The organism is Dactylosporangium sp. NPDC000555, assembly GCF_040300025.1.
GTDB lineage: Bacteria > Actinomycetota > Actinomycetes > Mycobacteriales > Micromonosporaceae > Dactylosporangium.
This window is the reverse complement of sequence record NZ_JBEPDB010000004.1, coordinates 163,636-182,096: the sequence shown is the minus strand read 5'-3', so window position 1 is coordinate 182,096 and position 18,461 is coordinate 163,636. Positions and strand designations below refer to the sequence as shown.

At 72.1% G+C, this 18,461-nt stretch carries 9 protein-coding genes and 1 pseudogene; 4 read left to right on the top strand and 6 right to left on the bottom strand.

Annotation, left to right across the window (positions count from 1 at the left end; genetic code table 11):
• Positions 1–87: 87 nt before the first annotated feature.
• The 4 genes and pseudogenes from ABT297_RS05390 to ABT297_RS05375 all read right to left on the bottom strand — a co-directional run bounded on the left by ABT297_RS05390 (position 88) and on the right by ABT297_RS05375 (position 4,994).
• Positions 88–1,073, bottom strand: a pseudogene (locus tag ABT297_RS05390) (hypothetical protein).
• A gap of 153 nt (positions 1,074–1,226) precedes the next feature.
• Positions 1,227–2,423, bottom strand: a complete 1,197-nt coding sequence (locus ABT297_RS05385; protein WP_350544970.1) for a hypothetical protein — start codon at positions 2,421–2,423, stop codon at positions 1,227–1,229.
• Positions 2,416–2,937, bottom strand: coding sequence for a SigE family RNA polymerase sigma factor (locus ABT297_RS05380; protein WP_350544968.1), 522 nt, complete (start codon positions 2,935–2,937; stop codon positions 2,416–2,418). The genes ABT297_RS05385 and ABT297_RS05380 overlap by 8 nt, the downstream gene beginning before the upstream one ends.
• Before the next feature lie 908 nt (positions 2,938–3,845).
• Positions 3,846–4,994: an acyl-CoA dehydrogenase family protein gene (locus tag ABT297_RS05375; protein ID WP_350544967.1), complete on the bottom strand. Its 1,149-nt coding sequence runs from the start codon at positions 4,992–4,994 to the stop codon at positions 3,846–3,848.
• Between the two features lie 183 nt (positions 4,995–5,177).
• Between ABT297_RS05375 and ABT297_RS05370 the strand changes: the two genes are divergently transcribed.
• Together ABT297_RS05370 and ABT297_RS05365 are read left to right on the top strand one after the other, a co-directional pair.
• A complete protein-coding gene (locus ABT297_RS05370; protein ID WP_350544965.1) occupies positions 5,178–6,599 on the top strand; it encodes a UDP-glucose dehydrogenase family protein in 1,422 nt (473 codons plus the stop codon).
• A gap of 127 nt (positions 6,600–6,726) precedes the next feature.
• Positions 6,727–11,766, top strand: coding sequence for an SCO7613 C-terminal domain-containing membrane protein (locus ABT297_RS05365; protein WP_350544964.1), 5,040 nt, complete (start codon positions 6,727–6,729; stop codon positions 11,764–11,766).
• 113 nt (positions 11,767–11,879) lie between these two features.
• Here ABT297_RS05365 and ABT297_RS05360 read toward each other — a convergent pair whose 3' ends face one another.
• Both ABT297_RS05360 and ABT297_RS05355 read right to left on the bottom strand, forming a co-directional pair.
• A complete protein-coding gene (locus ABT297_RS05360; RefSeq protein ID WP_502885494.1) occupies positions 11,880–13,244 on the bottom strand; it encodes a carbohydrate-binding protein in 1,365 nt (454 codons plus the stop codon).
• Positions 13,245–13,442: 198 nt separating this feature from the next.
• The gene (locus tag ABT297_RS05355) at positions 13,443–15,857 is read right to left on the bottom strand and encodes a hypothetical protein (RefSeq protein WP_350544962.1); all 2,415 of its coding nucleotides are present in this window, start codon (positions 15,855–15,857) and stop codon (positions 13,443–13,445) included.
• Positions 15,858–15,881: 24 nt separating this feature from the next.
• Here ABT297_RS05355 and ABT297_RS05350 point away from each other — a divergent pair, with 24 nt between their 5' ends.
• On the top strand, positions 15,882–16,403 hold the full coding sequence (locus ABT297_RS05350) for an acyl-CoA thioesterase (RefSeq protein WP_350544961.1): 522 nt from the start codon (positions 15,882–15,884) through the stop codon (positions 16,401–16,403).
• A gap of 99 nt (positions 16,404–16,502) precedes the next feature.
• Entirely contained in the window at positions 16,503–18,455 is a 1,953-nt protein-coding gene (locus tag ABT297_RS05345; RefSeq protein WP_350544959.1) for an acetoacetate--CoA ligase, read from the top strand.
• Positions 18,456–18,461 lie beyond the last annotated feature (6 nt).

The window sequence follows — 18,461 nt, the reverse complement described above, 5'->3', positions numbered from 1 at the left end:
CGTTCAGCTACGAGGTCTTCACGGTGGTCGACCAGCAACCGTAGTTCACGGTCTGGTCCGTCGAGGAACGCTGTCGGCAGGTCGGGTTCACGCAGATCCAGTAGCGGCGTGAGTGGCGCACCGGGTAGCCATGACGATGGCATCGGCCTTTCGGCTCCACTGCTTAAGCTGCTGGCTGCCGACGCTGTCGTGGCTCACGGTAACGCTGACCTGCGGCGCTTGCAGCCGGAGTTCCGCACGCACCCGGTCGAGGACCTTTCGTCGAGGGAGTACAGCAGCAACTCTTGGGCCGGGATGTCCGGTAGGGCGTTCGGAGTGGCGCCAGTGTCCTCCTGGGGCCAGTTGAGTGTGGCGCCCAGTTCTGTGGTCAACCGCGCGGCGAAGGCCAGTTGGTCCGCGTCGAGCCGCTTGGTATGGTCAGACAGTGGCCGCAGGAGTTGGTACGCGAGCCGCAGTCTGGCGTCCTCATCAGGGCATGGTGCGCTGACGAGGACGTCGGCGAGGTCAAGCACAACGGTGACGCGGTCAGGTCCGACCCATCGCGTCGTTTCGGCGGCCAGGTCCTCAAGCAGTCGCGCGTATGTCCTGGCGTCCGGACTGGCCCGCAGGGCTATCTCCGTCAGTGCCACGATGCCGGCGAGGTCACCTGGACTGAAGTGGTCGTGAGTGAGGGCGTTGGTGAGGAACTCATGGGCTGTCTTGATGGCCGGGCGTAGGTATTGATCTGAATCGATAAAGGCGCCTACCAGGCTCCATGCCCGTGTTGCGGCCTTGTCATCGAGTTGCTCGAGAGCGGCGGCGATGTCGTTGTCGTTGTCGACCGCCGGTGGCCACGACCGCCACAGCTCATGGTCGACAACATCGCGGTATGCGTGGTTGGTCACGAGCGTGGCAACGCATTCCAGCCAGGAACTGGGGGTGGCCGGCGGGCTGGTCGGCCCAACCGACAGGCTGTCGCCGTCTGCGACTGCCGCGGGCTTCCGGTAATGGGCAGCGAGCACGGGAGCCAAATGCTCCACGGCGGCCAGTATCTCCGGACGCTGACGGAGAAGGTCACCGATCGGTGTGCTCATCCACAGTGACGTTGCGTAATCGGAATCTTCGGGCAGCCGGTGCGCGCTCGTGCCGATGTCAGGACGTTCCAAAGGGTGCGATCAAGCGCCGCCCGCGCGGCCACCAACGAGGGGCCCGGTGGAAACCAGGCCCCTTCCTTCTGGTGGTTGGGTTCAGCTCGTCCGGATCCGGAACGTGGTGCGGTTGTTGTCCACCTTCGGGTCGTTGACGCCCTTCATGTCGTTGAGCCCGACCGCCGACACCGACGCCTCGACCGTGCCCTCCGTGAAGGAGGCGTCCACGGTGACGGTAATCGTCATGCTGAGCTGGTCACCGGCGGCCAGCGGGGCGTGGGGCGCCTGGTCGGTGCCGAAGACCCAGGCCGGAATGGCCGCGCTCCCGCCGGAACAGGCGAACGAGCAGTTCTCCAGGCTGACGTAGAAGCGGCCGGACGGATTCGGGCCGTTGTTCTTCACCGTGACCTTCGCGGTGCCGGTGCGCTTGCCGTCAGTGACCGGGCCGAGGACCACGTCGGTGACGGTGACCTGCAGGTCGGTCGCACGGCCCGGGTCGCCGAACACGGACGGGCCGGCGAGCTGCCTGAACTTCCTGCCGTCCCAGCCGAACTCGCGCTGCTGGTGCCGCTCGGAACTGGGGGACGTCCCGCAGCAGGCAATGCTGTCGGAGACGTCGGCGACGATGCCGCCGCCAGTCCGCGCGCTGATGTCGCGGACGTTGGCCCGTGAGTCCTCGGCGACGACCTGGCCGAGCGTGACGACGTTGCCGGCCGCGTCCCGGTCGAAGACGACGACCTGGCTCGCCGGCGCCTCCCCGGGCTGGCACAGCACCAGCGCGGCCGTCTCGAGGGCCGAGTCGTCGTCGAGGTTGGTGTGGACGACCTTCGCCACCCATGCCCTGGTCTCGCCCTTCGGCCGGCTGGTCGCCAGCGTGACCCGCTTGGTCGCGCACTGACCGCTCGCGAAGGCCGGGAAGTCCACCTTGACGGCGCCCAACTGTTCCAGCGTGATCACGCCGTCAGGCGGCGCGGACGCCGACGCCCCGGCAGACGGACTGGACGGCGGCGTGACCGACTCGACCGGGCTCGGCGTGACCGACTCGACCGGGCTCGGCGTGACCGAATCGGCCGGGGTAGGCGGCGGGTTGTTGCCGTGCGGATCGGACGCAAACGCCGCGATGGGAGCAGCGATCAGCAACGCGCCCAGCACGCTGAGCGTGGTGAGCCGTACCGTGCGGCGGTGCTTGACGGTGGCCCGGACGGCGGCTGTGCCAGGCGTGACACTGGGAACAGCGGCCTCCGCGGCGCGGAAGTCCTCGAGGGTGTCGTTGATCAGGGCGTCGAACTCAGACATTGCTCCTGCCTCCCTTACGCTCCGCCAGCTGCTCGCCGAGGGCCGCGCGGCCCCGGCTCAGCCAGCTCTTGACCGTTCCCTCCGCAACGTCCTCCTGCGCCGCGATCTCGGCGACCGACAACTCGCCGATGTAGTGCAGTACCACCGCCTTGCGCAGCTGCGGCGGGATCTTCGCCAGCGCCGCCACCAGGACGATCCGATCCGGTGACGGTCCCTCGGCGTGCTCCTCGCGCTGGTTGCGCAGGAAGTTCAGCGCGGTTCGGCGCCGGCGAAAGCGGCTGGTGGCCACGTTCCAGGCGACCCGCCTGACCCACGCGAAGGGGTCCTGGTAGGTGCTGATGGCCTTCCATTTGCTGAACGCCCGGCAGAACGCCTCCTGCACCACGTCCTGCGCCTCGGCGCGGTCGCCGAGATATGCGAAGAGCTGCGATCGCAGGACGGGGAACGCCGCCGTGTAGAACTCGTCGAAGTCATGTCGGACGTCGACGTTCGGCACTGCGTTGCTGCGTGTCATCGTCGCGGTCACACTGTCCTTCCCTCCCTCTCGCCGCCCCTTGTTGAGCGGGCACCGTCGACACGCCTGACGCGTCGTGGCGGTTGCAAAGATCTTTTCGCTCAGCGCAGCGGAAAGGGAGGTGTGGGCTACCTAGCGATGCAGACGGCGGTCACTCGGTACTGTCGCCCCTGGAAGCCGAACTCGATGAACTGGCCACAGCGGCCTCAGCCTTGGCGACCCCTCCTGGTTGAGGTGAGCTGCCTCGACGACATGCCACACAGAACGCCCAATCGTGAACCCGGACAAGATCGCCCGGGCCAATCAGCGCCGCCCACCCAAGTACTCCCAGGTCGGAGACACGGTGGGCCGCCAGGGACTCGAACCCTGAACCTACGGGTTATAAACCAGCGAGCAACCGATCACGTGTGGGCCACGCCCGCGGGAGCCCCGTGGTCCCGCCGGAGATCAAAAGCCCGGCTCCAAAATCTGGAACCGGGCGCCTGACCTGCACTTACGTTGTAGCAGGGAAAGGATTTGAACCTGCGACCTCTGGGTTATGAGCCCCGGCTGTTGGTCGAGTCTGCGGGTCCGCGGCGAACCGAGCGGCTCCGTTGGTGTCCCGGCTCTGTGGCTTGTCGACCGGCGGCAATCCGTCCCCGCCGGTCAACCCGAAACACGCAGCGTCACGGGAACGGTGACCCAGATATCGGCAGATCTCGATCATCGATGCGCCTCGCCGTGTGGCTCCTCGGCCACGTCGGGGCGATGCTCACGGCACCTGTACCTATAGATAAACTCCAACTAATCGATCGATTTCCCCAGCATTTCCCCAGCATGACGTTCAAAACGAGGTCCAAGCGACCGAAAGCGATCGAAAGATCAACTCGGATGTGATCAAGGCTTCTACCTGCAGGAACGAACCAGAACTAGCCCTTGAGCAGCTGCCTTGCCATGACGACCCGCTGCACTTGATTCGTGCCCTCGTAGATCTGGGTGATCTTCGCGTCGCGCATCATGCGCTCCAGTGGGAAGTCCTTCGTGTAGCCGTAGCCGCCCAGCAGCTGGACCGCGTCCGTCGTGATCGACATCGCCGCGTCCGAGGCGAAGCACTTCGCGGCGGCGCCGAAGTACGTCAGGTCCGCGTCGCCCCGCTCGGACTTCGCCGCGGCGGCGTACGTGAGCTGGCGGGCCGCTTCGAGCTTCATGCCCATGTCGGCCAGCATGAACTGGATGCCCTGGAAGTCGGCGATGGCCTTGCCGAACTGCTTGCGCTCCTGCACGTAACCCACCGCGAAGTCGAGCGCGCCCTGCGCGATGCCCAGGGCTTGGGCGGCGATTGTCACCCGGGTGTGATCCAGGGTGCGCATCGCCGTGGCGAAGCCGGTGCCGGGCTCGCCGATGACGCGGTCCGCGGGGATGCGCACGTTGTCGAGGTACACCTCGCGGGTGGGGCTGCCCTTGATGCCGAGCTTCTTCTCCGGCGCGCCGAAGCTGACGCCCGGGTCGGACTTCTCGACCACGAACGCGGAGATGCCGCGGGAGCGTGCGGCCGGGTCGGTGACGGCGAAGACGGTGTAGTACTCGCTGATGCCGGCGTTGGTGATCCAGCGCTTGACGCCGTTGAGCACCCAGACGTCGCCGTCGCGCTCGGCACGGGTCTTCATGCTGATCGCGTCGCTGCCGGCCTCGGGCTCGGACAGGCAGTACGAGAACATCGCCTCACCGCTGGCCACCGGCGGGAGGTAATGGCGCTTGAGCTCCTCGGAGGCGGCCAGCAGCAGCGGCATCGTGCCGAGCTTGTTGACCGCGGGGATGAGCGAGGAGGACGCGCAGGCCCGGGCGACCTCCTCGATGACGATCGCGGTGGCGAGCGCGTCGGCGCCGGCCCCGCCGTACTCGACGGGGATGTGCGGCGCGTGGAAGTCGGATGCGCGCAGCGCGTCGTAGGAGGCTTGGGGGAACTCGCCGGTCTCGTCGGCGGCGGCTGCGTTGGGCGCGACCTTGCCGTCACACACGGCGCGGACCGCTTCACGAATCGCGACGTGCTCCTCGGGCAACTGGTAGACGTCGAACACGGCAACCCCCTTTTCGCGGCGGTACTGAACCGCCGTTCAGCGGTTCGCGAGTGTGAGCATACCGACGAGTAATGAAACGGCTGGAGGCGCGGTCGCGGCTGAGGGACTATCCTCGCCGTGGCGACGTCGGCCCGAGCCCACCAGGGGAAGGCCCAGCGGACCTCGATCGAGCGGAGACAAGGCGTGACCATCGCGTACCCGAGCACCCCACCCGTCGTTGCCGCGCCTTCCGGCTCGCCGAGGCCCCGGCTGACCTTCCTGGGCACCGGTTATCTTGGCGCGACCTATGCGATCTGCTTCGCGGAGCTCGGGTACGAGGTCTTGGGCTTCGACATCGACGAGGGGAAGATCGCCAAGCTCGCCGGCGGCGACGTGCCCTTCCACGAGCCGGGGCTCGACGAGTTGCTGCGCAAGAACCTCTCGGCCGGCCGGCTGCGCTTCAGCACCTCCTTCGAGGAGGTTGCGGAGTTCGGCGACATCCACTTCATCTGCGTCGGCACCCCGCAGCGCCCCGACGGCATGGCCGCCGACCTGTCGCATGTGGAGAGCGCGGTCACCAACCTGGCGCCGCACCTGACCCGCAAGGCGCTCATCGTCGGCAAGTCGACCGTCCCGGTCGGCACCGCCGAGTGGATCGAGCAGCTTGTCGACCGGCACGCCCCGGCCGACCTGGGAGTCGAGGTGGCCTGGAGCCCCGAGTTCCTGCAGGAGGGCGTGGCCGTCGAGGACGTGCTGCGGCCCAACCGCATCATCTTCGGCGTCAAGTCCGACTGGGCGACCGGGATGCTGTATTCCGCTCACAAGGGCGTGTTCGACCTGGCGCTGACCGAGGACCGCGAGGTCCCGGTGGTGGTCACCGACTTCGCCACCGCGGAGCTGGTCAAGGTCGCCGCCAACGCGTTCCTGGCCACCAAGATCTCGTTCATCAACGCGATGGCCGAGGTCTGCGAGGCGGCCGGCGCCGACGTGACCCAGCTGGCCCGCTCGATCGGCTACGACGCTCGCATCGGCAACAAGTTCCTGCGCGCCGGCGTCGGCTTCGGCGGCGGCTGCCTGCCCAAGGACATCCGCGCGTTCCAGGCCCGCGCCCAGGAGCTCGGCGTCGGCGAGGCGCTGCGGTTCCTGCACGAGGTCGACCTGATCAACCAGCGCCGCCGGCAGAAGATCGTCCAGCTCTCCGCCGAGCTGCTCGCCCGGGGCTACGGCCCGGCCGGCCCCGACCTCGCCGGCACCCGCATCACCGTGCTGGGCGCCACGTTCAAGCCCAACTCCGACGACGTGCGCGACTCGCCGGCCCTCTCGGTCGTGCGCAAGCTGTCCCGTTCCGGCGCCGAGGTCACCGTCTACGACCCGGAGGGAATGGACAACGCCCGCTCCGACGTCGCCGACGTCGTCTACGCCAAGACCCTCACCGACGCCGTCACCGGCGCCGACCTGCTCTGCGTGCTCACGGAGTGGGAGGAGTTCCGCAACGCCGATCCCACCGGGCTGGCCCCGCTCGTCGCGGCGAAGAAGGTCATCGACGGCCGGAACTGCCTCGACCAGGCAGTCTGGGTCGCCGCCGGGTGGGAGTATCGCGGCATGGGGCGCCCGGCCGTTTCATAGAGAAACTCCCGAACGGGCGCTTCGCTTTCGTAGCCCCGCGAAACAAGGCATTCTTCCCAGTAGGGCGTGAACGGTCCGGAGCGCCGCACCGCGGTACCCCGGCCGCCCAGCACCGGGGAGGAGTGGCGTGGAGACGTATCCGTGCCCGGCGTGCGGTGGGTCGGCCACCGCGGCTACCGGGTGCCGTGACTGCGGCCGGCCGCACGACCCGGACGCAGCGGCGCTCGCCATGTTCCAGCGCACGGTAGCGGCGCTGGAACAGAAGAAGCGCGACCTCACCGACAACACCCTGGTCCTGCGCAAGCAGCTGGCGCACACCACCGCCCAGCGCGACAACCTGCGGCGCAAGGTCCGGGCGGCGATGGACGCCGAGCAAGCGGCGAAGACCAAGCGGCCGCATCGGGGCCGCGCCCGGGAGACGCCGCCGCCCGCGACGGTCACGCAGACTAACCCCACGATCGAGCAGCAGTACTCCCCGAGGGCACCCCACGCGATCGAGAGTGATCATGAAACGGGCGCGCCAGGGGGCGTCCCTTCGCATCCGGTCATCGCCCCCGAGCGGCGCCCGGCCCAGCTGCCGCAGATGCGCCGCCCGCCGCGCGACGGCGGCGGGGCGCCCGGAGCCGACCAGCCCGAGGCCACACAGAGCAGCATGCAGGCGTCCGTGCTGGCGCTGGGCGGCCTGCTGCTGGCCGGGGCAGCGATCGTGCTCACCGTCGACGCGTTCGGCACCGTCGGCACGTTCGGCCGGATCGTGTCGCTGGCCGCCATCACCGCCATCGCGCTGGCCCTGCCGCTGGTGCTCGTGCGGCGCGGGCTGAGCGCCACCGCCGAGACCGTCGCCTCGGTCGCCCTGCTGCTGGTGCTGCTCGACGGCTACGTGGTGCGCTCCGAGAAGCTGCTCGGCGCCGATCGCCCCGAGTTCAGCACCTACCTGGGCATCGTGTGCCTGGCCACGGCGGGCATCGCCGCCGTGTACAGCATGCAGAGCCACCTCATCGCCTCCCGATACGCGACGCTGCTGGCCCTGCAGCCGGTGCTGCCGCTGCTCGTCCTGGACGCGATCCACGGCCCGACCGGCTGGTCCATCGCCCTGTCCGGTGTGGCGATCATCGACCTCGGCTTCGCCGTCGTGCTCAAGCGGTCCGTGCAGCGGCGCATCGACGCCCACCACGAGAACGCCGCGGCCGAGGACCAGCCGGCCCACACCGGCCGCACCAACCGCATCGTCGACGGGCTCATGCGGGATCTCGCCTGGGGCCTGTTCGCCCTCGCCTCCGCGCTCGCCCTGCTGTCGGCCGCGGTCGGGCTGGCCAGCACCGCCGAGCGCGTCGCGACGATGCAGGCCGCCGTGGCCATGCTCGTCGCCGCGGCCCTCGGCGTCGGCGGCTCGCTGGCGTGGCGGCGTGGCGCACTGCCCGACATCGCCGCCGGCATCGCCGCCGGCGCGGTCGTCGTCGCCATCGCCCGCATCGGCGCGGTCTGGCTGCCCGGCTCGACGCCGCTGTTCCTCGCCCTCGCGGTGACCGTCGCCGCCGCCTTGGTGCCGTTTCTGCCCGCCGACGCCCGGCGCGGCCCGCGCTACGCCGTGTCCGTGTCCGCTGCCGGCGCCGTGCTACTGGTCCTGGTCCGGGCGTTCCCCGGCATCGTCGCGCCGCTGCGCGCCGCGTGGCCGGTCTGGAACGCCGATCTGAGCCAGTACACGGGCCGCGTGCACGAGGCGGTCGGGCGGGACGGCTGGCAGTACGTCATCGCCGTCGTGCTGCTGACCGGCGCCTGCGCACTCATGCTCACCGGCCGCAGCGAGCCCGCGGCCCTGCCGCTGCGACCCGGCCGGGGCGCGTCCGTGCCCATCGGCGAGCTGCGCGCCGACGTCGGCGTCGTCGGCGCCGCACTGACCCTGCTCGTCGCGCCCGCCGCGCTCGGCCTGAGCTGGCTCGCGATCCCGGCGCTGGCGGTCAGCGCCGCCATCGCGGCCGGCGCCCTCGCCCTGTGGGTCCGGGCCGCGCACACCGCCTGGGTCTGCCTCGGCGCCGCGCTGGTCCTGGGTCTGTACGCGGCCGCGGCCAGCCTGACCCGGCCCGCCGCCACCGCGATCACCCTCACCGCGATCGCCGTCGCAGGCGCCGCCATCGCGCTGCTGCCGAGCCCACACCAGGTCGACGGCAACCGGATGGCCGCCACACGGCGGGTCAGCGACGCCGCCGCCGGCGGCGCGTTGTTCGCGCTGCCCGGCGCGGCCGCGGCCGCCGCCGCGATCGTCTTCGGGGATCTGCCGGGCGGCGCCACCGTGGTACTGGTGCTGAGCTTCCTCGCGCTCGCCGTGAGCCTCGGCGTCGCCGCGCTCACCCAGGTCGCCCGCAGCGAGCCGAGCCGGCCGCTGCTGGCCGGTGCCACCGCCGGCACGGTCGCGGTCGGCGTCGCCACCGTGGTCGCGCGCGGCGCCACCACCGTCGACCTGGTCATCGGCCTGCTCATGGTGATCGCCGCCGTCATGCTGTGGGCCGCGCCGCGCATGGACGACCGGCGGACCTTCGGCATCGACTTCTCCGGTGCGGACGCGGCCGCGGCGGCCGTGACGATCGCCGCCATCGGCGCCGTCGCCCGCGCCGTGTCGCTTGCCGCTTCCGGCATCGAGGTGGTCACGCTCGCGCTGCTGGTCTTCATCGTCGCGGTCGCCGCTCGGACGCTGCCCGAGGAGTGGCGCCGCGGCCCGGTCGCCGGCGCCGCCATGGTCGGCTTGGGCACCGGCCTCTACGCCGGTGCACTGTCGGTGGTCGGCGCAATCGGGGTGATCCGCGCCGCGGGCCCGGCCTGGCACGCCCCGCTCGACGCGCACTGGGCCGCCACCGCGCACGACCTGGTGCAGTACGGCTGGCAGGTGCCGATCGCCCTGCTGCTGCTCGCCGGCGCGGCCGCGATCGGGCTGCCGCAGCCGTACGGCGACGACACCGCCTCGGCCGCCATCGTGCTCGCCACGCTCGGCGCGCCCGTCGGGCTGGGGCTCGGCTGGCAGGCCCCGATGGTCATCGGCTGGGCCGCCGCGACCGGCGTCGCCGTGTGGGCGAGCTTCGCGCGCAGCTGGCGCGGCGCCTACACCAGGCTCGGCTCGGCGCTCGTGGCCGGCGCGTTCGCGGCCGGAGCCGGCCTGGTCCGCCCGGGCGCCACCGCCGGCACCCTGGCCGCGCTCGGCGTCAGCGGCGTGTTCGTCGCCGGCCTGGCCCACAACGTCGCCCGGCTGCGCCAAGGCCGGCTCGTCGACGCTTCGCGGGGACGGCCCGTCCAGGACGGCGGCGACCCCGACGGCGGCCCGCTCGGCGTCGTTGGCGGCATGGGCCTGGCCGGCGCGCTGTTCGCGTTCACCGGCGCGGCCGCGGCGGTGGTCAGCGGCATCCACCCGGGCCGGGCCAGCACGATCCTCATCGCGGCGCTGGCCACCGCCGCCGTCGGGCTCGCGGCCGCGGCGGCCGGGGCGCAGCAGGCGCCCGGTTACCTGCCGTACGTCAGCGCCGGCGTGGCCGTCGCCGCCACCACGACCGCGATCGCGGCACTCATCGTCCAGCGCGAGGGCGCCGTCGTCTACGCCGCCGCGGCCGCGCTGCTCGGGGTCCTCGCCGAGCTGCTGCGCGCCAACTGGCACACCCCCGCCGAGCCCGAGCTGGCCCGCGGGTTCCGCCCCGATCGCACCCGCCGCCCGGTCACCCGCTGGGAGCAGTCCCGCATCCCGCGCAACTTCGCCCTCGGCGTCGCCGCGGCGGCCGGTATCCCGGCCGCGATCGTCGTGGTCTTCCTCGCGCCCGCACTGCTCGCCGCGCTCGCCGGGCCGTACCGCTGGATCGAACAGCCCTGGACCGGCACCCCGGAGACCGCCGCGGACCTCGGCCCGCTCGGTCAGTACGCCGGCAACAGCACTCACGTGCTGGGCGCCTTCCTGCTCACCGTCGCGGGCGCGCTGATGGCCGTCGGGCTGGGCGGGAGCGGGCAGGCGGTGGCCAACCGGGCCGTGGCGATCGTCGTGCCCGGCGCCGCGCTGACGCTGCTCATCGCCCCCGCGGCGCTGCACGCGACCTGGCCGGTGCAGCCGACCCTCGCCCTGCTGGTCGCTACCATCGCCGGCCTCGGCCTGGCGCTCACCGTGCCGCCGATCGCGGACAACCCCGACGGCCGGCTGATGATCCACGCCCGCCGGCTGGTGTTCGCGATCGCCGTGCTGGCCGCCGGTGCCGGCGGCGCGGGCAGCCTCGCCACCCGCTCGCAGACCCTCAGCTGGCTCGCCGGCTCGGTCGTGGTCGGCGCGATCGGCGGCATCTGGGGCCGGACCACGAACGGGCGGATGCTCGGCTGGCACGTGGCCGCCTCGACCGCCCAGGGCTTCGCGATCGCGGTCGGCCTCGCCGCCGGGCTGGGGATCAAGCAGTGCGCGTTCCCGCTGCTCATCGTCGCCACCGCGCTGCTCGTGCTGGGTGCGGCGCTGCCCCGCCTGCGCCCGAACGACACCATCAACCGCGAGGCGCTCACGATCGAGGCCGCCGGCTATTCGGGCGCCGTCATCGCGGTCCTGCTCACGCTCGGTTCGCCGGCGCACACCGCGGCCGCGCTCACCGCGGTCGGCGCCGTGCTCGGCCTGTCCGCGGCGCGCAAGGGCCGTAGCCCCCGGCACCGCACGATCCTGATCATCGCAGCCTCGGTCGCCGAGCTGCTGGCGATCTGGCTGCTGCTGATCACCGTCCGGGTCGCGCTGCCGGAGGCGTACACGCTGCCGTTCGCCGTGCTCGCCCTGATCACCGGCCTGATCGAGATCCGCAACCGGCCGGAGCTGGGCAGCTGGCTCGCCTACGGCCCGGCGCTGGTCGCCGGTTTCGCGCCGAGCCTCATGATCGCCGTGGCCCAGCCGGACTCCACGGAGCTGCGGCGGGTGCTGCTCATCCTCGCCGGCGTCATCACCGTGGCCATCGGCGCGGTACGCCAGCAGAAGGCCCCGGTCACGGTGGGCGCGGCGGTGACGGTGATCGCCACCGTCAACGAGCTGTTCCGCATCGGCCTGCCACTGTGGATGCTGCTGCTGCTGTTCACCGGCACCGGGGTGCTGCTGATCAGCCTCGGCGCCACCTACGAGCAGCGGCAGCGCCTCGATCGCCTGCGCGGCGTGTATCGCGGCATGCGGTGACGCGGACGGTCCGTCAAGACCTTGCGCCCGCGCGGAGGGGGCTGGGCGAATCGCCCAGCCCCCTCCTGGTCACACCCGGGCGAACACCCGGCAATCTCGTCCTGACGCCGGGATCAGCGCCCCTGCAGCCTCTTCACGTTGTCGCCGAAGGACCAGCCCTTCGAGCCGTCCCAGTTGATCGACCAGTCCATCAGGCCCTTGAGCTGGCTGTTGTAGGCCTGCGAAACCAGCGCCGGGGTCATGTAGCCGCCGCCGGCACCCGGCTGCGCGGGCAGGCCGGGGACCTGCTTGTCGTACGGCACCCGGATCGTGGTGCCCTGGATCGTCAGGCCGGAGTTGAGGCAGTTGGTCTGGACCGTGAAGCCCTGGACCGTGCCGGCCGAGTACGAGTCGCCGGAGCAGCCGTACATGCTGCCGTTGTAGTACTGCATGTTGAGCCACCACAGGCGGCCGTTGTCGATGTACTTCTTGATGATCGGCAGGTATGAGCCCCAGATCGAGCCGTAGGTGACGCTGCCGCCGGTCACGTACGCCGTCTCCGGCGCCATGGTGAGGCCGAAGTTCGACGGCATCTGGGCCAGCACGCCGTCGATGATGCGGATCAGGTTGGCCTGCGACGTCGACAGCGTGTTGATGCTGCCGCTACCGGACAGCCCGGTCTCGATGTCGATGTCGATGCCGTCGAAGTTGTTGGCCTTCAGGATCGGCACGATCGTCGCGACGAACCGGTCCGCGACCGCCGACGAGCTCAGATCGATGCCGGCCGCGGCGCCGCCGATCGACATCAGCAGCGTCATGCCGTTTGCCTTGGCCTGGCACATCTCCGCCGGGGTCGGCACCTTCACGCCCGCGTCCATGCCGTTCTCCCACAGCACCGTGCCGTCGGAGCGGATGACCGGGAAGGCCAGGTTGATCACGTTGTATCCGTGTTGCGCCATCCGCGCGTCGGTGATCGGGATCCAGCCGAGACCCGGGTGCACGCCGTTGGACGCGCCATCCCAGTTCTCCCAGTAGCCCTGCAGCACCTTGCCGGCCGGCCGCGACTTCACGCCGCAGGTGCCGCCGGTCGGTGGCGTCGAGGTCGACGGCGACTGCGAGGGGGAGCTGGACGGCGACTTGCTCGGGGAGGCCGACGGCGACGGCGAGCTGGACGGCGACTTGCTCGGCGAGGGGGACGGTGAGCTACCGCCACCGGTACACGCGCCGAGGTCCTTCCACAGCGACGGCGTCGATGCCGGGTTCCAGTTGGCACCCACATAGGCGGTGTGGGTCACCAGGGCCTGGTACGTGCGACCGCTGTAGGTCACCTGCGTGCCGACCGTGTACGTGTTGCCCTCGGCCCAGTTCGGCGCCGAACAGGCGGCCTGGGCCACGCTGGTGACGGCCTGCGCCTGGAGCGTCGGCGCGAGGACCAGCGCCGCCACGGCGGCCGCAGCCGCGCCGGCTACCAGGGAAAATGTGCGACGACGAGATCTCACGGGACCTCCTGCCCATCGATGGATCGATGAGCAGGGACGCTATCAGTTAACACTATTAAATGTAAGGGTCGGGAACCTTAAAGTGGCGGCGGCTCGATCCGCGGCCCCCGCCGGCGTCGGGTCGTGCGGTGCCGAACGACGATGCGGCCCCGCCGCCCGAGGGGGCGACGGGGCCGGCTCACAGCGGGCTTGCGGCGGTCAGCCCCGATCGCGCGGCGGCTGCGCCCACGGCGAGGTGGGTGGAGTGTCGCGGCGCGGCCGGGTGTCGACCACCTCGGTGGCGTCGCCGTCCGCGGAGCCATCCTCGACGCCAGGCTTTCGCGCGACGGCCTCCCTGGCGGCGCGCTCCCCGGCCAGCCGTTCGAGCTCGGACGGCGCCCCGGCCCGCCGCTCCGTCTGCTCGGCCGCGCCGCCCCCGAACCCGAAGTTCGCGGTCGCCTCGGCGTCCTCGACCGGCTCCGAGGGCGGCCGGAACCACGTGGTCGCCTCACCCACGTCGTCCTTCGGCGCGCTCGTGGCGGGCCCGAAGCCGGTAGCCGGCGGGGTCGTCAGGACCGTCGTCGTCGGCTCGGCCGTGTCCACGTCCCCGGCGGGCGCCTCGTTGGGCGGGACGACCGGCTCGAGGGGCGCCATCGGCTGGAACCGTCCCCGCGGCCCGGCCTTGTCCTGATCGCTTTCCTGGCCCTCCACGGACGCCGCCGGGTCCTCCCCGGTCTCGCCCGGCGCCGCGTGCCGCGGCCGCGAGGGCACCGGAGACTGATGCCCGGGGTGGAACGCCTCGGTCTCCGTATCGCGCCCGGGCCGCGACGGCACCGCGAACCCGTCGAACGACGGCCCATCCAGGATGGAGTGTTCCCCGGCGACCGGCCCACGGGCGGCCCGGGACGGCAGCCCGCTCGGCGTCGCCGCCGCGGGCCCGCCCGTATGCAGCGGCCGGGTGGCGTCCTCGTCCGCCGAGCTCCCGGTGCCACCCGGCGCGGGAACGACCGGCCAGGACCCCGACGGCCCCAACTCGGGAGGCCCGGGCGGCGCCGAGGCCGGCGAAACGGGGGCCGGGCGAGCGGATGCAGGCGGTGCCGTGACCGGCGGGGCGGAAACAGGCGGGGTGGAGACGGGCGGCGTCGCGGCGGCGCCTCCGGTCGTCGGCTGCGTGACTCCGAACGGCTCGGTGGCCCCGTCCCCGGTCGCCGGCGGTGTACTGGCACCCCTGCTGTACGCGATGGCACCCTCGGGCGCGGGTGAGGTGGCTGGCTGCCCGCCCCCGTACGGCGGAGGCGGCGACACCGGCACGGTCGGCGGCCGGATGGGAAGCTCACTCGTCCCGGAACCGGCGAACCCGGGCCTGGCCCCGGCCGGCGTCCCGCTCCACGGAGTGGCCCCAGCCGGCCCGGCCGCCCCGGGTGGCACCGTCCCGCCGGCCAGCGGCTGTGGCGCGTACTCGGGCGTCAGCCAGGCCGGATCACCGGGCCGCCCGGCGGCTCGCAACGGCGGAGCCGCCGGCCCACCGATGCCGGAAGGTGCGGCACCGGGCGGCGCGGCAACCGCAGGCGGGGCAGCCGGAGGCGGGGCAGCCGGAGGCGGGGTGATGGGAGGGAGCGGCGGCGGTGCGGAGGCCGCGGAATCGAACCGGCCCGGCGGAACGGCCTGCGGAGCCACCCCGGCCGGCGCGGGCGGAAACGGCCCGGGAGGCGAACTGGGCTGCCCACCCGCCGGCGCGGGCTGCGTGACCGCGGGTGCGGGCGGCGCGGCCAGGGGTGCGGGCGGCGCGGACACCACGGGAGCGGGCGGCGCGGAGACCACCGGAGCAGGCGGCCCCGACACGACGGGCGGACCGGAGACAAGGGGCGGACCCGCGAGAAGGGGCGGACCGGACACGACCGGAGCGGGCGGGCCTGACGCGACCGTCGGCGCGAAGGCCGGGTAGCGGGCGGGGGCGCCGCCGGACACCGGCGGCGTGCCCTGCGCCGGGACACGCTGCGTTTCGTCGCTGGCGGGCGCCGGGATCCCGCCCGCCGCCCCGAAACCGCCCGCGGCGGGCAGGACCGAGGTGGTCGCCGCCGGGAACACGGGCGGCCCGCCGTACGGCGGCCGGGCGGCCACCGGCGCGGCGGCGCCCGGCCCCTGGCCCAGCGGGTACTCGTGGATGTCCGAGGGCGCGTCCGCGCCGACCGGCCCGAGCGCAACCGCCGCCGGCCAGGCGCGCCAGCGCTTCACGCTCGCGGCGGCGACGAGCAGGGCCAGGCCCAGCACCGCCGTGGTGCCGTTGGTGATCGGCAGGGTGAGGTCGACCGTCAGGCCGGGGATCGCCGAACCCTTCTTCAGGCTGTTGAGCGCCGAGAGCGGATCGATGAAGAGGCTGACGTATGTGGCGAGCAGCGCCAGGCCGGCGACGATCGGGCCGGCGGGGGAGATACGCAGGGTGGCGATGAGGCCGATGATCAGGCCGGCGCCGAGCAGGTACGCGGCGGGCAGGAGCAGGTCGACGGAGTCGAAAGCGCCGAGCTCGACCCACTTGCCCACGGTTTCCGCGGATTTCTGTTGCCCGATGGCGATCAGCAGCCACGCGAGGGGAGCGATCAACATCCCCGCGATCAGGCTTCCGACGTGTCGCATGAGTCGCACCGTACCGTCTTTGGCATGACCGAGCACACTGGCCGACCGACCAGCCGTCCCACCAGTTACTCGCGGGTCACGCTGAGCCGGATCATGACCGCCGTCGACGTGAACCTGTACGGCACGGTACACGGCGGTGTGATCATGAAATTCGTCGATGACGTGGCCGGCGCGGCCGCGGCGCGGCACAGCGGCGGGATCGCGGTGACCGCCTCGATCGACGAGATCGTGTTCGTCGAGCCGCTGCGGGTGGGCGACCTTGTGCACGCGTTCGCGCAGGTCAACTGGACCGGCACCACCTCGATGGAGGTCGGGGTGCGGGTGGAGGCGGAGCGGTGGGACGAGGTGAGCGAGTCCGCGCCGGTCGTGGTCGCCACCGCGTACCTCGTGTTCGTCGCCGTCGACGCCGAGGGCAAGCCCCGCCCCCTGCCCGCCGTCGTGCCGGACTCGCCGCAGGACGAGGGGCGTTGGCGCGAGGCGGAAATCCGACGCGAGCACCGCCTTGCCCGCCGCGACGCGATCCAGCGCCACCGTTCAGTCACCTAGCGCGAACACGCGGTACGTGGGCACGACACACCGGGGCGAGGGGCCGGGTGGGTGCGGCCCATACTGAGCGATCGTTCTGGCGTACCGCAAGATGGTTCAATGGTGAAGGTGCTCTGGCGACCCCCGGCGGACGTGCTCGAACGCACCCGGATCGGGGCGTTCCTGCGTTGGCTGGAGACCGAGCGCGGCGAGAAGTTCGAGGACTACGCGGCGCTGTGGCAGTGGTCGGTGGACCGCCCCGCGGAGTTCTGGCGGGCGATCTGGGACCACTTCGAGATCGTCGCCCAAGTGGAGCCGGCCGGCGTCCTCGCCGACGCGAGCATGCCGGGCGCGAAGTGGTTCCCCGGCGCGCGGCTGAACTACGCCGAGAACGTGCTGCGCATGCCCGGCGTCGCCGACGACGAGCCGATCGTGCTCGCCCGGTCGCAGACCCGCGGCCCGGTCACGCTGACCGCCGCCGAGCTGCGCGAGCAGGTCCGCCGGGCGCGGGCCGGGCTGCGCCGGCTCGGAGTGGGGCCGGGCGACCGGGTCGCCGCCTACGCGCCGAACATCCCCGAGACGTTCGTCCTGCTGCTCGCGACGGCCAGCCTCGGGGCGATCTTCTCCAGCTGCGCGCCCGAGTTCGGCACCCGCTCGGTGGTGGACCGCTGGCTGCAGATCGAGCCGAAGGTGCTGGTCGCCGTTGACGGGTATCGCTACGGCGACAAGGTCGTCGACCGCGCCGCCGAGGTCGAGGAGATCCGCGCGGAGCTGCCGTCGCTGGAGCACGTCGTGCGGATCGGATACCTGCACGAGGGCCATGAGGGCACGGACTGGGCGGCGCTGACCGCGGAGACGGACGAGCCGCTGGCGTTCGAGGCGGTGCCGTTCGAGCACCCGCTGTACGTGCTCTACTCCTCCGGCACGACCGGCCTGCCGAAGCCGATCGTGCACGGCCACGGCGGCATCCTGCTCGAGCACGTCAAGATGCTCGCCCTGCACCATGACCTCGGCCCCGGCGACCGGTTCCTCTGGTTCACCACCACGGGCTGGATGATGTGGAACTACCTGGTTTCCGGCCCGGCGGTGGGCGCGGCGATCGTGCTCGTCGACGGCAACCCCGCCCATCCCGACCTGGGCTGGCTCTGGCGGGTCACGCAGGAGACCGGCAGCACGTACTTCGGCACGTCCGCGCCGTTCCTGCTGTCCTGCCGCAAGGCCGGCCTGGTGCCGAAGGACATCGCCGACCTGAGCCGGCTGCGCGGCGTCGGATCGACCGGGGCGCCGCTGCCGCCGGAGGGCTTCGAGTGGGTCTACGAGGCGGTCTCCGCGGACGTGCTGCTGGCGTCGGCCTCGGGCGGTACCGACGTGTGCACCGCCTTTGTCGGCGGCGTGCCGCTGCTGCCCGTGCGGTCCGGTGAGATCGCCTGCCGGGCGCTCGGCGCCCGGGTCGAGGCGTACGCGGCGGACGGCAGCCCGGTCTTCGGCGAGCTCGGCGAGCTGGTGATCACGGCGCCGATGCCCAGCATGCCCGTCGGCTTCTGGGGCGACGAGGACGGCTCACGCTACGCCGAGGCGTACTTCGGTACATACCCGGGCGTGTGGCGGCACGGCGACTGGATCACCATCGACGATGGCGGCGCCTGCGTGATCACCGGCCGCTCCGACGCCACCCTCAACCGCGGCGGCGTGCGGCTGGGCACGAGCGAGTTCTACTCCGTCGTCGAGAGCCTCGACGAGGTCGTGGACTCCGTGGTGGTGCACCTCGAAGACCCGCAGGGCGGCGCCGGCGAGCTGCTGCTGTTCGTGGTGCTGCGCACCGGCGAGTCCCTCGACGACGCCCTGCGCGCGCGCATCGCGCGGGAGCTGCGCACCGCGCTCTCCCCGCGGCACGTTCCGGACCAGGTCTTCCAGGTCGACGCCGTACCGCGGACGCTGTCGGGCAAGAAGCTCGAGGTGCCCGTGAAGCGGATCCTCACCGGCACGCCGGTCGAACGGGCGGCGGCCAAGGGCGCCCTGGTCAACCCCGAGTCGCTGCGCTACTTCGCCGAGATCCGCGCCGGCCGCGGCTGACGGCCC

What these genes read in the sequence shown, in the direction of transcription:
- ABT297_RS05355 (WP_350544962.1), bottom strand. Translation starts at nt 15,857, where the DNA reads ATGCGACACGTCGGAAGCCTGATCGCGGGGATGTTGATCGCTCCCCTC.
- ABT297_RS05385 (WP_350544970.1), bottom strand. Translation starts at nt 2,423, where the DNA reads ATGTCTGAGTTCGACGCCCTGATCAACGACACCCTCGAGGACTTCCGC.
- ABT297_RS05350 (WP_350544961.1), top strand. Translation starts at nt 15,882, where the DNA reads ATGACCGAGCACACTGGCCGACCGACCAGCCGTCCCACCAGTTACTCG.
- ABT297_RS05345 (WP_350544959.1), top strand. Translation starts at nt 16,503, where the DNA reads ATGGTGAAGGTGCTCTGGCGACCCCCGGCGGACGTGCTCGAACGCACC.
- ABT297_RS05380 (WP_350544968.1), bottom strand. Translation starts at nt 2,937, where the DNA reads ATGACACGCAGCAACGCAGTGCCGAACGTCGACGTCCGACATGACTTC.